16 protein-coding genes and 2 tRNA genes are annotated in these 14,002 nt (G+C 67.4%); 12 read left to right on the top strand and 6 right to left on the bottom strand.

Features of this window, described 5'->3' with window-relative positions:
* Positions 1-56: 56 nt before the first annotated feature.
* From LGM56_RS11780 to pncB, 3 genes are all read right to left on the bottom strand, one after another.
* Positions 57-1,487, bottom strand: coding sequence for a sodium:proton antiporter (locus LGM56_RS11780; RefSeq protein ID WP_226204670.1), 1,431 nt, complete (start codon positions 1,485-1,487; stop codon positions 57-59).
* 43 nt (positions 1,488-1,530) lie between these two features.
* The gene (locus LGM56_RS11775; protein WP_089494357.1) at positions 1,531-2,193 is read right to left on the bottom strand and encodes a LutC/YkgG family protein; all 663 of its coding nucleotides are present in this window, start codon (positions 2,191-2,193) and stop codon (positions 1,531-1,533) included.
* Between the two features lie 88 nt (positions 2,194-2,281).
* Positions 2,282-3,481, bottom strand: coding sequence for a nicotinate phosphoribosyltransferase (pncB, locus tag LGM56_RS11770; RefSeq protein WP_089424832.1), 1,200 nt, complete (start codon positions 3,479-3,481; stop codon positions 2,282-2,284).
* Between the two features lie 320 nt (positions 3,482-3,801).
* Between pncB and fdxA the strand changes: the two genes are divergently transcribed.
* The 8 genes from fdxA (at position 3,802) to LGM56_RS11730 (ending at position 8,167) form a co-directional block, all read left to right on the top strand.
* The gene (gene fdxA, locus LGM56_RS11765) at positions 3,802-4,125 is read left to right on the top strand and encodes a ferredoxin FdxA (RefSeq protein WP_011351384.1); all 324 of its coding nucleotides are present in this window, start codon (positions 3,802-3,804) and stop codon (positions 4,123-4,125) included.
* A 103-nt stretch (positions 4,126-4,228) separates the two neighbouring features.
* Positions 4,229-4,304, top strand: a tRNA-Asn gene (locus tag LGM56_RS11760).
* A gap of 75 nt (positions 4,305-4,379) precedes the next feature.
* Positions 4,380-4,455 (top strand) — tRNA-Asn (locus tag LGM56_RS11755).
* Between the two features lie 121 nt (positions 4,456-4,576).
* A complete protein-coding gene (locus LGM56_RS11750) occupies positions 4,577-5,062 on the top strand; it encodes a CreA family protein (protein WP_226204668.1) in 486 nt (161 codons plus the stop codon).
* 62 nt (positions 5,063-5,124) lie between these two features.
* Positions 5,125-6,024, top strand: coding sequence for an AraC family transcriptional regulator (locus LGM56_RS11745; RefSeq protein ID WP_226204666.1), 900 nt, complete (start codon positions 5,125-5,127; stop codon positions 6,022-6,024).
* A gap of 93 nt (positions 6,025-6,117) precedes the next feature.
* Positions 6,118-6,885: an AzlC family ABC transporter permease gene (locus LGM56_RS11740; protein ID WP_226204664.1), complete on the top strand. Its 768-nt coding sequence runs from the start codon at positions 6,118-6,120 to the stop codon at positions 6,883-6,885.
* The gene (locus LGM56_RS11735) at positions 6,882-7,220 is read left to right on the top strand and encodes an AzlD domain-containing protein (protein ID WP_226204662.1); all 339 of its coding nucleotides are present in this window, start codon (positions 6,882-6,884) and stop codon (positions 7,218-7,220) included. The genes LGM56_RS11740 and LGM56_RS11735 overlap by 4 nt, the downstream gene beginning before the upstream one ends.
* A gap of 161 nt (positions 7,221-7,381) precedes the next feature.
* A complete protein-coding gene (locus LGM56_RS11730) occupies positions 7,382-8,167 on the top strand; it encodes a DUF4088 family protein (protein ID WP_226204660.1) in 786 nt (261 codons plus the stop codon).
* 123 nt (positions 8,168-8,290) lie between these two features.
* Here LGM56_RS11730 and LGM56_RS11725 read toward each other — a convergent pair whose 3' ends face one another.
* Positions 8,291-8,686, bottom strand: a complete 396-nt coding sequence (locus LGM56_RS11725; protein WP_226204657.1) for a hypothetical protein — start codon at positions 8,684-8,686, stop codon at positions 8,291-8,293.
* Positions 8,687-8,956: 270 nt separating this feature from the next.
* Between LGM56_RS11725 and LGM56_RS11720 the strand changes: the two genes are divergently transcribed.
* The 3 genes from LGM56_RS11720 to fumC all read left to right on the top strand — a co-directional run bounded on the left by LGM56_RS11720 (position 8,957) and on the right by fumC (position 12,249).
* Entirely contained in the window at positions 8,957-9,175 is a 219-nt protein-coding gene (locus tag LGM56_RS11720; protein ID WP_006486208.1) for an RNA-binding S4 domain-containing protein, read from the top strand.
* Between the two features lie 135 nt (positions 9,176-9,310).
* On the top strand, positions 9,311-10,699 hold the full coding sequence (gene norM, locus LGM56_RS11715) for a multidrug efflux MATE transporter NorM (RefSeq protein WP_089494351.1): 1,389 nt from the start codon (positions 9,311-9,313) through the stop codon (positions 10,697-10,699).
* Positions 10,700-10,854: 155 nt separating this feature from the next.
* Positions 10,855-12,249 (top strand): class II fumarate hydratase, encoded by a 1,395-nt coding sequence (gene fumC, locus LGM56_RS11710; protein ID WP_226204655.1) that lies wholly within the window; start codon positions 10,855-10,857, stop codon positions 12,247-12,249.
* A gap of 63 nt (positions 12,250-12,312) precedes the next feature.
* Here fumC and LGM56_RS11705 read toward each other — a convergent pair whose 3' ends face one another.
* Complete coding sequence (locus LGM56_RS11705; RefSeq protein WP_039370920.1) at positions 12,313-12,825, bottom strand: acyl-CoA thioesterase; 513 nt, start codon at positions 12,823-12,825, stop codon at positions 12,313-12,315.
* A gap of 129 nt (positions 12,826-12,954) precedes the next feature.
* On the bottom strand, positions 12,955-13,098 hold the full coding sequence (locus LGM56_RS11700; protein ID WP_179254789.1) for a hypothetical protein: 144 nt from the start codon (positions 13,096-13,098) through the stop codon (positions 12,955-12,957).
* 193 nt (positions 13,099-13,291) lie between these two features.
* Here LGM56_RS11700 and LGM56_RS11695 point away from each other — a divergent pair, with 193 nt between their 5' ends.
* Positions 13,292-13,999 (top strand): ArsR/SmtB family transcription factor, encoded by a 708-nt coding sequence (locus tag LGM56_RS11695; RefSeq protein WP_226204653.1) that lies wholly within the window; start codon positions 13,292-13,294, stop codon positions 13,997-13,999.
* Positions 14,000-14,002: the final 3 nt, after the last annotated feature.

Here is a 14,002-nt window from a genome sequence, read left to right as displayed (position 1 = left end):
ATCGCCGCGCGCCATGCGCCGCCGGGACCGCCCGTTCTAGGTTGAAAATCGTCAGCTTACGCCGTGAAGAAGATCCACGACGTGAGCAGGAATACCGGTATCAGCACGACCAGCGCCCAGCCGAGATACGCGAAGAAGCTCGGCATCTTCACGCCGCGCGATTCGGCGATCGCTTTCACCATGAAGTTCGGCGCGTTGCCGATATAGCTGTTCGCGCCCATGAACACCGCGCCTGCGGAAATCGCGGCCAGCGTCGACGCGCCGGTCGTCATCAGCGACTGCGCATCGCCGCCCGCGAGGTTGAAGAACACGAGATAGGTCGGCGCGTTGTCGAGGAACGACGACAGGATGCCGGTCGCCCAGAAGTACATCGCGTCGATCGGCTTGCCGTCCGGCCCCGTGACGAGATGGACGATCTGCGCGAATGCGCCGTCGGCACCGGCGCGCAGGATCACGATCACCGGCGCGATCGTCACGAAGATCCCCGCGAACAGCTTTGCGACTTCCTCGATCGGCGCCCAGTTGAACGCGTTGCCCTCGCGCGCGGAACGCGGCGTCAGCGCGAGCGACGCGAGCGTCACGCCCACGAGCGCGACGTCGCGCACGAAATTCTGCAACGCGACGTGCGTGCCCCACACGTCGAACGTGACGCCCGGCTTCCAGATGCCGCTCATCAGCACCAGGCCGATCACGGCCGCGAGCAGCACGAAATTGATCTTGCCGTCGATCGACAGCCGGTCGCTGTCGGGCGTCGGGTCGAGCGCGACCGGCCGCTCCTCGCCGCCCTTCCGGTAGAAGTACGTATCGAGCGCGAAGAACAGCGTCAGCAGCACCGCGCAGATGAACAGCATCGGCAGCGCAAGGTGCGTGGTCGTCCAGAAGAAGCTCACGCCATTCAGGAAACCGAGGAACAGCGGCGGATCGCCGAGCGGCGACAGCGAGCCGCCCGCGTTCGCGACGAGGAAGATGAAGAAGATCACGACGTGCACGACATGCTTGCGGTTGTCGTTGGCGCGCAGCAACGGCCGGATCAGCAGCATCGCGGCGCCCGTCGTGCCCATCACGCTGGCGAGCACCGTGCCGAGCGCGAGGATCGCGGTGTTCAGCTTCGGCGTGCCGTGCAGGTTGCCGTTCACGCAGATGCCGCCCGCGACCGTATAGAGCGCGGTGAGCAGCACGATGAAGGGGATATATTCCTCGAGCAGCGCATGCACGAGCGTACCGAACGCGGTGCCCGCGCCGAACGCGAACGCGAACGGGACCAGGAACAAGACTGCCCACCCGGCCGCGATCTTGCCGAAGTGGTGATGCCAGAACACGGGGGCGACGAGCGGGAACAGTGCGATGGACAGCAGGATCCCGGCGAACGGGATGCCCCAGAGAGCGGACAGCGTGGCACCGTCGAGCGTTGCGGCCGATGCAAGCGCGGGGACGGCGCCAAGCGCGATCCCCGACGCCATGCCCGCCCAGGCGGCATGTCGTTTCATGCAGAACTTCCTTGTTCGAGTGGTAGTGGATGCAGCGGGCGCGTCATGCGCCCCGTACGACGATCACGTGAACGCGGTACGGGCCATGCGCGCCCAGTACGATGGTCTGCTCGATATCGCCCGTGCGCGACGGGCCCGATACGAAGTTGACCGCGCGCGGCAATTCGCCGCGCTCCGAGCGGATCAGCGCAAAGGCGTCTTCGTGACCGGCGACGATCCGCGACGCGGGAACGATCGCGATGTGCGTTTCCGGCAGCAGGCCGGCCGACGCATAGGTGTCAGGGCCGGACAGCAGCACCAGCGAGCCCGTTTCGGCCGTCGCGCAAAAGCAGCCGGTGAGGCCGACCAGATCGCCGTCGCGCGGCTTGCGGCATTCGACCGACAGGCCTGCGCCCGCCCAGTCGAAATCGGCCAGCGTGCGCCACGCGACGGCCTGCGTCGGCAGGCCGTGGGCGCAAAGGTAGCGAGCCGCGGCGGCCGGTACGTCGGCAAGCGTCGCGACTTCGTCGACCGTCGTCGACAGGCGTACCGCTTCGTCGACGAAGGCCGCGACGAGATCGGCCGGCGCCGGCGGGCGCGGGCCTTCCGGATGACGGGCGAGATAATCGGTAACGCCGTCGCGCTCGGCCGCATCGGGTTCGGCCGCACGCCCCTGCGCCGCGCGAATGCGCGCGAGGATCTGGCGACGGGCAGCGGAAGTGTCCATGAACGGTCCTCGTGACGTTGGCGGGCGATACCGTCGGATTATACCGGCCGACCTCGCCGCCACGCAGTTTTGGCCGTTCGGCCGACGCTTACTTCGACGCGTCTTCCTCGACTGGCTGCGCGATGCCGAACACCTGGCGCAGGTAGGCGAGATACGCCTTGTCGTCGCACATGCTCTTGCCCGGCGAATCCGACAGCTTCGCGACCGGCTGGCCGTTGCAGCGGACCATCTTGATCACGATCTGCAGCGGCACGTAGCCGAGATCGTTGGTGAGGTTCGTGCCGACGCCGAACGCAAGCTTGCAGCGGCCGCGGAAACGTTCGTACAACTGCATGACCTTCGGGATGTCGAGTGCGTCCGAGAACACGAGCACCTTGGTCCGCGGGTCGCAACGGTTCATCTCGTAATGACGCAGCATCCGCTCGCCCCATTCGAACGGATCGCCCGAATCGTGGCGCGCGCCGTCGAACAGCTTGCAGAAGTACATGTCGAAGTCGTTCAGGAATGCATCCATCCCGTAGACGTCCGACAGCGCGATCCCGAGGTCGCCGCGGTATTCCTTCGCCCACATCTCGAAGCCGTAGATCTGCGAATCGCGCAGCCGCGGGCCGAGGGCCTGGCAGGCCTGCAGGTACTCGTGCGCCATCGTGCCGAGCGGCGTGATGCCGTGCTTCATCGCATACAGCACGTTGCTGGTGCCCGCGAACTGCGGGCCGAGGCCGTCGCGCAGCGTGAGCGCGACCTCCTCGTGCCAGACCTTCGAGAAGCGCCGGCGCGTGCCGTAGTCGGCGATCTTGCAGTCGGCGAATTCGGGCTTCGCACCGAGCAGCTTGATCTTCTCGCGCAGCCGCTCGCGGCCCTCGCGATAATCGGGCTCGCGCTGGGTATTGCGGAAATACACTTCGTTGACGATCGCGAGCACCGGGATCTCGAACAGGATCGTGTGCAGCCACGGCCCCGTGATCTCGATGTCGATTTCACCGTTGCCCTTCGGCGACGGCGTGATCGAGATGTACTTCTCGTTCAGGTGGAACAGCGCGAGGAAGTCGACGAAATCGCTCTTGATGAAACGCATCCGCCGCAGGTAGTCGAGTTCGACGTCGGAAAAACGCAGCGCGCACAGGCCGCGCACCTCGTCGCGGATCTCGTCGATGTACGGCACGAGATCGACGCCGGGCGTGCGGCACCGGAAACGGTATTCGACGCTTGCAGCGGGGAAGTGATGCAGGACGACCTGCATCATCGTGAACTTGTAGAGATCCGTGTCGAGCAGCGAAGTGATGATCATGATGACGGCAGCGCCAATATCGTGACAGGGCCCCGGCGCACCGCGCGCCGCCCGGTCTGCCGGCCATGTTACCCGAATGCGGGCCCGACCATCGTGAAACCGCCTGCCGCCACGCTCCGGCCGCACTGCCCGTTCCGGCGTATCGGACACGCACTGCCGCCGGGGCGTCCCTTCAGCGCCCCGTGGACGGCCCCATAAACTAATCACGAAACGATATAAGCCGGATAGCCGACCACGCCATGCGGGTTTTGCGCTTCAGTTACAATGCCGGTTTTGGCGCAAACGCCACCCCATATATACCGCCAAGCAGGAGCGTTTTAATGACTCACGTTGTGACCGAAGGCTGCATCAAGTGCAAATACACGGACTGCGTGGATGTGTGCCCGGTGGATTGCTTCCGTGAAGGTCCCAACTTTCTCGCCATCGATCCGGACGAGTGCATCGACTGCGCCGTGTGCGTCGCCGAGTGCCCGACCAATGCGATCTATGCCGAAGAAGACGTTCCGGGCGACCAGCAGCAGTTCACCGCGCTGAACGCCGAGCTGGCGAAGGACTGGCCGTCGATCACGAAGACCAAGCCGGCACCCGCCGACGCGGACGAGTGGAAGGACGTGCAGGACAAGCTGCACCTGCTCGAGCGCTGATCGCGCAGCGGCCGCAGAAATTTTTTTATGCGCCGCGGCTCAAAAGTATTGACGACCTGATCAACGCTCCATATAATCTCGTTTCTCTGCTGTTGTTGTTTGTTCCCCGATAGCTCAGTCGGTAGAGCGCCGGACTGTTAATCCGTAGGTCCCTGGTTCGAGCCCAGGTCGGGGAGCCAAAAACGCAAAGGCCCGTTGAAAGTGGACGGGCTTTTTGCTGGTAGACAAACACGCATGCAGATGTACCGATTTATTCCCCGATAGCTCAGTCGGTAGAGCGCCGGACTGTTAATCCGTAGGTCCCTGGTTCGAGCCCAGGTCGGGGAGCCAAATAGCGAAAGGCCCGTCATTCGACGGGCCTTTTGTTTTTCCGGCCCACCATTCGGCTTTCGTCGTCCGGTCGCGCGCGCATGCTAGAGTTTCTGTCCCGCATTCGCATCCGGTTCCGTCGATGAAGCACCGCCTCCTCCGCTCAGCCCCCTACGCCCTCCTGCTTTCCGCGTTCGCCGCGGCGCCGCTCGCGCACGCGGAGGAAGTCGGCAGCGTCAACACCCATTTCCGCGTCACGGGCTCCGATCGCGTGGTCGTCGAGGCGTATGACGATCCGATCGTGAACGGCGTGACCTGCTACGTGTCGCGCGCCCGCACCGGCGGGATCAAGGGCACGCTCGGCGTCGCCGAGGATCCAAGCGAAGCGTCGATCGCATGCCGGCAGGTCGGCCCGATCAGCTTCAAGGAGCCGCTCAAGCAGCAGACCGACGTGTTCAGCGAGCGCATGTCGTTCATCTTCAAGACCCTGCATGTCGTGCGCGTGGTCGACACCAAGCGCAACACGATCGTCTACCTGACCTACAGCGACCGCATCGTGAGCGGCAGCCCGAAGAACGCCGTCACCGCGGTACCGATGCCGGCCGGCACGACGATTCCGGTCAAGTAAAGCCCGCGCCTGCCGGGCGCGCGAGCGATACACTGTCGATTCGACCGCTCCCGCGCCCGATCATGTCCGCCACCCGCCTTCCCGACTCCGCACGCTACTGGCGCACGCCGCTGCTGCCGGACGCGGATCTCCTCACGGCCACCTATCGCGATCATGCGTTCGCCCCCCATTGGCACGACGCGTACACGATCCCCGTGATTCTCGAGGGGGCGGAACGCTTCACCTATCGCGGCAGCGGCTATGTCGCCGAAACCGGCTCCGTGCCCGTCATCAATCCCGGCGAGGTGCATACGGGGTCGCGCGCGGCCGATGAAGGCTGGTGCTATCGCGTCAGCTACATGCCGGTCGAATTCATTCGCGAACTCACCTGTTCGATCGCCGGCCGCCCGCAGGACGCGCCGTGGTTTGCGCCCGACGTGATTCGCGACGCCGATCTTGCGGCCCGGCTCACGCTGGCGCACCGGATGATGGAGGCCGGCAGCGAGCGCGCATTGCCGTTGCAGGCTCATGGGCAGCCGGCTCATGATCCGGCGAGCGGCGCACCGCGCGCCTACGATCCGCTCGCCGCCGAAACGGCGATGCTCGATGCGTTGTCGACGCTGATCGTGCGCCATGCTGACGCACAGCCGCGACCGGCGCCGCTCGCGGCGGACGAACCGCGCGTCGACGTCATGCGCGAGCGGCTCGCCGCCGACCTCGTGTGCACGGTGACACTCGACGAAGTCGCGCAGGCGGCCGGCCTGTCGCCGTTCCATGCGGCGCGCCTGTTCACCCGCACGACCGGCATGCCGCCGCATGCGTGGCGCAACCAGTTGCGCTTGCAGCGCGCGCTGGCGCCGCTGCGCGCGGGCGTGCCCGTCGCCGACGTCGCGGCGGCCAGCGGCTTCGTCGACCAAAGCCACTTCACCCGGCATTTCAAACGCATGTTCGGCGTGCCGCCCGGGCGCTGGCAGGCGAGCTGACGCGCAGCGTCCGGCCCGCCACCGCGATACCGCGCTCCCGCAAGCGCAAGAACATACAAGCCGGCACACTCCCTGCCCGCTATCCTCCCGTTCATGGAGGAGCACCCTTTGAATCCGATACCCGCATCGCCTGCCCGCCGCCCATTGAACGAATGGCTCGACGGTGCGCGCGACACGATCCCGATGATGATCGGCGCCGCCCCGTTCGGCGTGATTTTCGGCACGCTCGTGGGCGGCGGCCCGCTCGCCGCATGGCATGGCGCGCTGATGTCGCTCGTCGTGTTCGCGGGCTCCGCGCAGTTCATCGCGCTCGGCCTGATCGCGGGCAGCGCGAGCTTCATCGTCGTGCTCGCGACCACGCTGATCGTGAACCTGCGTCACCTGCTGTACAGCGCGACGCTCGCACCCTATGTCGCCCACCTGCCGCTGCGCTGGCGTGCGACGCTCGGCGCGCTGATGACCGACGAGGTGTTCGCGGTCGCCTATGCGCACTACCGGCATTTCCCGCCGGGCGCGATCGGCCCCCACTACTTCTTCGGCTCGGGGCTCGCGATGTACCTGAACTGGCAGGTCTGGACGCTCGCGGGCATCGGCTTCGGCGCGGCATTCCCGGGCCTGCAGTCGCTTGGCCTCGATTTCGCGATGGCGGCAACCTTCATCGCGATCGTCGTCCCGCAACTCGGCACCCTGCGCTATTTCGCGGCAGCCGTGACGGCCGGCACGCTCGCGTACTTCTGGCAGGGCTGGCCGTACAAGCTCGGGCTGCTCGGCGCGGTCGCCGCCGGCGTCGCGGTCGGTGTCGCGCTCACGTTGCTGCACGAACGCACGCGCGCCGGCTCGCGCACGGAGGCAGCATCGTGAGCTACGCGCTGCTGATCCTCGGGATGGCCGTCATCACTTACGCGATCCGCTCGACGCTGTTCCTGTTCGGCGAACGGCTGACCTTCCCGCCGCTCGTGCGGACCGCGCTCGGCTTCGTGCCCGTCACCGTGCTGACCGCGATCATCGTGCCGATGGTCGTCTCGCCGCACGGCGGCACCGCCGAGCTGACCTGGCGCAATCCACAGCTCGTCGGCGCGCTCGCCGCCGTGCTCGTGTCGGCCGCCACCCGCCGCCCGCTCGTGACGATCGCGGCGGGGCTCGCGGTGTTCTTTTTCTGGCAAGGGGTCGTGCTGCCCCACTGGCTGCCCGCCTGAGTACTCACTCGGTCATTCGTACTCAAGTTTCCGCCCGGCGCGCCGATATAGGGAATGAATACCCGCCACCGGCCTCGGCGCGCACCGGTCAGTCGACGCTGCGCCCGTCCCGGTGCGCCGTGCCGGCCGCCGGCTGGCACGGGCCGCCATCGAGACGATTCATGGGCCAGATCACCCTTTTCCTCAAGGACGACACGCTCGAGTCCCTGCGCAAGGACTATGACGCGTTCGTCCGCGTGTCGCTGAAACTCGACCCGCAGTTCGCGACGCCGTCGTTCGAGGATTTCCTGCGCGCCAAGCTGCTCGACAACATGGTGCCGCTGACCGAGCACGCGGTGCAGCGGATGCTGCAGGGCGGCCAGTACGCGTGGGCAAAACGCACGCTCGACAAAGAATTTCCGGACGTCGTCGCGATCCTGATGCGACAGGCCGGTGAATTCGGCTTCGGCTTCGCGTCACGCTCCGAATGGACCCCCGACGAACTCGCGAAGGCTTGCCGCGACTGGGCGAAAGCGATCGTCGCCGAAGCGCAGGGCGACCCGTCGCTGATCGATCCGCTCGCCTCGCAGATCAAGGGGGCCGCGCAAGATATCCAGACGCTCGAGGAACTGATGCAGACGCCTGCGTGGCGGCTCGCGGAATCGCTGCGACAACGGGTCTACGAGGCCAAGCTCGCATGCGAGATGAGCGTCGGCAGCACCGCGCGCGACAAGCTCGGCGAACTGCGCGGGCTGCTGCGGCTCGGGCTCGCGCACGGCTCGTTCCAGAAGCAGGAAGCGCAGCAGATCATGGAGTACCTGCGGCTGCTGAAGCCGGAGATCTTCGTCGAGGAACCGTACGACGTCTTCGCCCGGCTCGCCGCGTGGCTGCGCAACGTCTTCACCCCGACGGCCGCGCGGCCGGCGCAGGGTCAGCCGGGCCAAGGGCAAAGCCAACGGCGGCCGTAACGGCGCGCCCGATCGCACCGACCAATGAAAGCAGCCCGGTTCGCGCAACGCGAACCGGGCCGTCGGATGGCCGCCGTCGCGACGCGCCGTCGAGGGCGAGCGTCGCGCGGCGCCTGCCGCGCCTTACTGCGTGGCGCCCTGGGCCGATGCACCGCCCTCGGCACCGACCGACGCACCGCCTTCGGTCGCTTCGCCGGCCTTCGCCTTGGCCGAGCCGACATGGCTCTTGGCCGACTTCGCGGCATGCTTCGTGTGCTTCTTGGCCGAGTGGACAGCCGACGACGTCGACTCCTTCGCGCCATCGGCTGCCGCGCCGACCGCATCGGTTGCGCCGCCGACCGCATTACCCGACGCGTTCGCGCCCGCACCGCCCTGCACGCCGGCACCGGCCGCCGGCGTCTGCGCCTGTACGCCGACACCGGCTGCACCCTGCACCGCCGTACCCGTCTGGGCAAATGCGGCCGAAGTGGCGAACGCCGTCAACGCGGCACCGATCAGCATCGTACGAATCTTGGACATGGCAATTCTCCTCAGGAAGTTGTGCGCCCGAACCGCAGCGATGCGGTCCGTTGCGTCCCCCGCCGCAACACGCAGCAGGTACGACAAAAGACCCGCGGCCCGCGCGGCCGGTTCTCGAATCTCTCAGACTGTTACCCACCGTTTCATTTGCTGACGAATGGCTCACACTCCCTCACAACTGAGGGCCGCAGCCGGCCGCGCTCGCGCGCCGGCCCGCGGTGCCGTATGATGCGAGGCGATTCCTCCCGCGCAATGCGCACCTCCTTCGTCATGCCCAATCTGGATTTCACGCTGACCGGCGAATACGTCGAGCTGCACAACCTCCTCAAGATCACCGGCCTCGCGGATAGCGGCGGCACCGCGAAGCTGATCGTCGCGTCCGGCGCGGTGAAAGTCGACGGCGCTGTCGAGCTGCGCAAGACCTGCAAGATCCGCGCGGGCCAGGTCGTCCTGCTCGGCGACACGCGCATTGCAGTGCGCGAAGCCTAGTGCCGACGGTTCCCCCTGCCTGCGACATGGCCATCGGCGCGCGCGTTCGACACCGTTCGAATAAAGCCGTAAGCTAGCCGTCTCTCAAAATAAATACATATAGCGCGGGCCCGCACCCGCGCGAGCGCCCATTCCATGTCGCATTCCGGTCTTACGCGGACGGCCGCCGCGCCGCCGTCCCTGTCCAGTCATGCCGCCGATACCGCGCGCCTCGCCGCGCCGCTCGCGATCGCGCAGCTCTCGCAGATGGCGATGAGCGTCACCGACACGGTGCTGCTCGGCTCGCTCGGCCCCGATTCGCTCGCGGCGGGCGGGCTCGGCGCGAACTTCTTCTTCGTCATCGTGACCGTGCTGCAAGGCGTGCTGTCGTCGGTCAGCGTCAGCGTCGCGCATGCGCGTGGCGCCAAGGCCGACGAGCGCGTCCCGCACATCTACTGGACCGGCTTCGCGCTGTCCGTGCTGCTCGCGATTCCGGCCGTCATCGCGCTGTCGCTGTCCGAACCGATCCTGCTGATGTTCCACGAGCCGCCGCTGCTCGCCCATCACGTCGGCGAATACACCGGCATCCTGCGCTTCGCCGCGCTCGGCAGCCTGATCGGCGTCGGGCTGATGCGCGCGTTCCTGCCGGCGATCGGCGCGGCGCGCCGGCTGCTGTGGGTGTCGATCGGCGGCGTCGGCGTGAACGGCGTGCTGAACTACGGGCTGATCCACGGCGCGTTCGGGCTGCCGCGCCTGGGTTTCCTCGGTTCAGCGGTCGCGACGACGATCACGATCTGGCTCACCGCATTCGCCCTGATCTGGCTGCTGCACGGCCGGCAACGCTTCCGTCATTTCGTCACGGCCGCCCGCCCGAAGCTGCCGATGATGGGCGAGCTGATCGGCATCGGCTGGCCCGTCGCGATCACGTACGGGGTCGAGTCGACGCTGTTTCTCGCGACCGGCCTGACGATCGGCGTGCTCGGCGCGACGTCGCTGGCCGCGCACCAGATCGCGCTGAACGTCGCATCGGTGGCGTTCATGGTGCCGCTCGCGATCGGTCAGGCCGCCAACGTGCGGGTCGGTTACTGGGTCGGCGCAGGGGCGCCCGTCGCCGCGCGGCATGCCGGCTTCGTCGCGCTCGGCCTCGGTGTAGCGTTCATGACGCTGTCGGGCATCGTGCTGATCGTCGCGCCGCATGCGATCGTCGGCCTGTACCTGAACCTCGACGATCCGGCCAACGCGGCCACCGTGTCGCTCGCCGCGTCACTGCTCGGCATCGCCGCGGTGTTCCAGATCGTCGACGGCGCGCAGACCGTCGCGTCGGGTGCGCTGCGTGGCCTGAAGGACACGCGCATCCCGATGCTCGCGGCCACCCTCGGCTACTGGGGCATCGGTTTTCCGACCGGCTACTGGTTCGCGTTCCATGTGGGCCTCGGCGCCCGCGGCCTCTGGTGGGGCCTCGCGGCCGGCCTCGCCAGCGTGGCCGTGCTGATGGCGTGGCGCTTTCATCTGAAGAGCGCGTCGCTCGTGACGTCGCCGCACTGAACGCGACAAGACGCGAAATCCGGGCCGGCGCTATGCTAGTCGGCTGAAGATCTCGAGACGCCGCGCAAGCGGCGCGACTGCCTCACGATACGTCTGATTACGTCTGATGCCGCGCGACCACGCGCGGCCTTTCCCCTTTTCTGGAGGAGTGGATCATGAACGAAGCAGTTCGGATGGAACGCGATACGTTCGGCGAGATCGCCGTGCCGGCCGACCGGCTCTGGGGCGCGCAGACCGAGCGCTCGCTGCAGAATTTCCGGATCTCGACCGAGAAGCAGTCGCCCGAGCTGATCCACGCGCTCGCGATCGTCAAGCGCGCCGCGGCGGCCGTGAACCAGTCGCTCGGCGTGCTGGCCGACGACAAGGCGCGCGCGATCATCGACGCGGCCGACGAGATCATCGCCGGCAAGCATCCGCGCGAATTCCCGCTCGCCGTGTGGCAGACGGGCTCCGGCACGCAGACCAACATGAACCTCAACGAGGTGATCGCGAATCGCGCGAGCGAACTGATGGGCGGCGAGCGCGGCGAAGCGCGCAAGGTTCATCCGAACGACGACGTGAACCGCGGCCAGTCGTCGAACGACGTCTTTCCGACCGCGATGCACGTCGCGACCGCGTACGCGATCGTCAACCACCTGCTGCCGGCGCTGCGCACGCTGCGCACGACCCTCGACGCGAAGTCGAAGGCGTTCGCCGACATCGTGAAGATCGGCCGCACGCACCTGCAGGACGCGACGCCGCTCACGCTCGGCCAGGAGTTTTCCGGTTACGTCGCGCAGCTCGACCAGGGCATCCGTCACGTCGAATCGGCATTGCCGCACCTGTACGAACTCGCGCTCGGCGGCACCGCGGTCGGCACGGGGCTGAACGCGCATCCGGAGTTCGCGGTGCGCGTCGCCGATGAAATCGGCCGGCTCGCGAAGCTGCCGTTCGTGACGGCGCCGAGCAAGTTCGAGGTGATGGCAGCGGCCGATGCGCTGGTGTTCGCACACGGCGCGCTGAAGACGGTCGCGGCCGGCCTGATGAAGATCGCGAACGATGTCCGCTGGCTCGCGAGCGGGCCGCGCTGCGGGCTCGGGGAACTGTCGATTCCTGAAAACGAGCCGGGCAGCTCGATCATGCCGGGCAAGGTGAACCCGACGCAGTCCGAAGCCGTAACGATGCTCTGCTGTCAGGTGTTCGGCAACGACGTCGCGGTCAACGTCGGCGGCGCAAGCGGCAATTTCGAGCTGAACGTGTTCCGGCCGATGATCGCGCACAACGTGCTGCAGTCGGTGCGGCTGCTCGCCGACGGCGCGCAGAGCTTCAACGACCACTGCGCGGTGGGCATCGAGCCGAACCGCTCGCGGATCGACCTGCTGCTGAACGAATCACTGATGCTGGTGACGGCGCTCAATCCGCACATCGGCTACGACAAGTCGGCGCAGATCGCGAAGAAGGCGCACAAGGAAGGCACGACGCTGAAGGCGGCCGCGCTCGCGCTCGGCTACCTGACCGAGGCGGAATTCGATGCGTGGGTACGTCCCGAGCAGATGATCGGGACGCAGTAACGGCAGTTACGGCAGGAAGAGGCAGGATGACGGGCGCGGCGCGATGCGCGGCGCCCGCAGCGGTCAGACCGCGCCCTTCGCGACCTCTTCCGGCTTCATCTCGACGATCTTGTCGAGCGCGGCCCGCACGTCGGCCGCATATTTCGCGAGCACCTTCTGCTCGTCGGTCTCGGGCACGAACGGCGGCACCGGCACCGGGTTGCCGTTCTCGTCGACCGCGACGAACACGACGAGGCAATCGGTCGTCTGGCGCAGCATGCCGCCCTTCGGATCGCCGGCATGCACGGACACATGGATGTGCATGCTGGTGCGGCCCGTCGCGACGACGCGCGCCTTCAGCTCGACCAGATTGCCGACCATGATCGGACGCTGGAAACGGATGTTGCCGACGCTGACCGTCACGCAATAGCGGCTCGACCAGACGGCCGCGCACGCATATGCAACCTCGTCGATCCACTTCATCAGCGCGCCGCCGTGCACCTTGCCGCCGAAGTTCACGGACGACGGCTCGGCGAGGAAGCGGAAGACGGTTTCGGTGCGGTCGAGGGCGGCCGGTACGGGGGACGGTTGGGACATCTTGTTGGCTCCAGGCGGCAGGGGCGCTGTAATCGGGCCATTATACGTTGCACTGCGGCAACGCGTCGCGGGGCGCCCCGTGTGGCGCGGCTTCCGGCGATATGCCCAGCGCGCGCACGGCCGCCTCGGTCAGCGACGCACCGTGATGCCCTGATCGATCGTTCCGTACATCTCGATGCTGCCGCCGCGCTCGCCGGACGCGCCCGCACCGCCTTGCACACAGGCCGCGCAGACGAGCGCGGCCGCCAGCAAACAGAAAATCGTCTTCATCATTGCATCGTGTCCCGTGCGGCCGCCCGCTGCGGCCGCTTTCGGCCATTCTACGCGCGCGCCGCAAGCGGCCGCAGCCGGGGTCCGCCGCATCGCCGACGCCCGCGCTAGTGCATCCGACATTTCAGCCAAAAGCGAAACATCGCATGCGCGCGCCCACTACACTGAAGCTCATCCCGCCTGACGAGACACGACGATGACCGACCAAGACGACCACCACTTTCCGGGCCTGAGCCGCATCGGCTCGCTGATCGCCGACCCGGGGCGCGCCGCGATGCTGTGGGTGCTGATGGACGGCAGCGCGCGACCGGCAGGCGAGTTGACGATGATCGCGGGGCTGTCGCCGTCCGCCGCAAGCGCCCATCTCGCGCGCTTGACCGAGGGCGGCCTGCTCGCGCTCGACGTGCGCGGCCGGCACCGCTACTACCGCATCGCATCGGCCGACATCGCGGCATCGCTCGAGGCGCTCGCGAACGTCGCCCGCGCAGCCGCGCCGCATCGCCCGGTTCCGGCGCCGTCCCGCACGGTTCCGGCCGAGTTGCGCTATGCGCGCACCTGCTACGACCACATGGCTGGCGAACTGGCGGTGCGCATCTTCGACGGGCTCACCGCGCGCGGCTGGCTGCTTGCCGACGGCGATGCGATCGAAACCACCGAGCTCGGCACCCAGGCGCTCGCGCAATGGGGCATCGACGTCGCGCAGCAACGCACGCGCCGGCGCCGCTTCGCATGCGGCTGCCTCGACTGGAGCGAACGGCGCTCGCATCTCGGCGGCGCACTCGGTGCGGCGCTGCTCGATAGCTTCTGCGCGCACGGCTGGATCGAACGCGCCGCACGGCCGCGCGTGCTGCGCGTCACGGTGCCCGGACAGCAGGTTTTCGACGGGTGGCTTACGTCCGCTTGACGC

Origin of the sequence: Burkholderia sp. AU38729 (assembly GCF_020419725.1) — a bacterium.
Lineage (GTDB): Bacteria > Pseudomonadota > Gammaproteobacteria > Burkholderiales > Burkholderiaceae > Burkholderia.
This window is presented reverse-complemented; position numbering and strand designations above follow the sequence as displayed.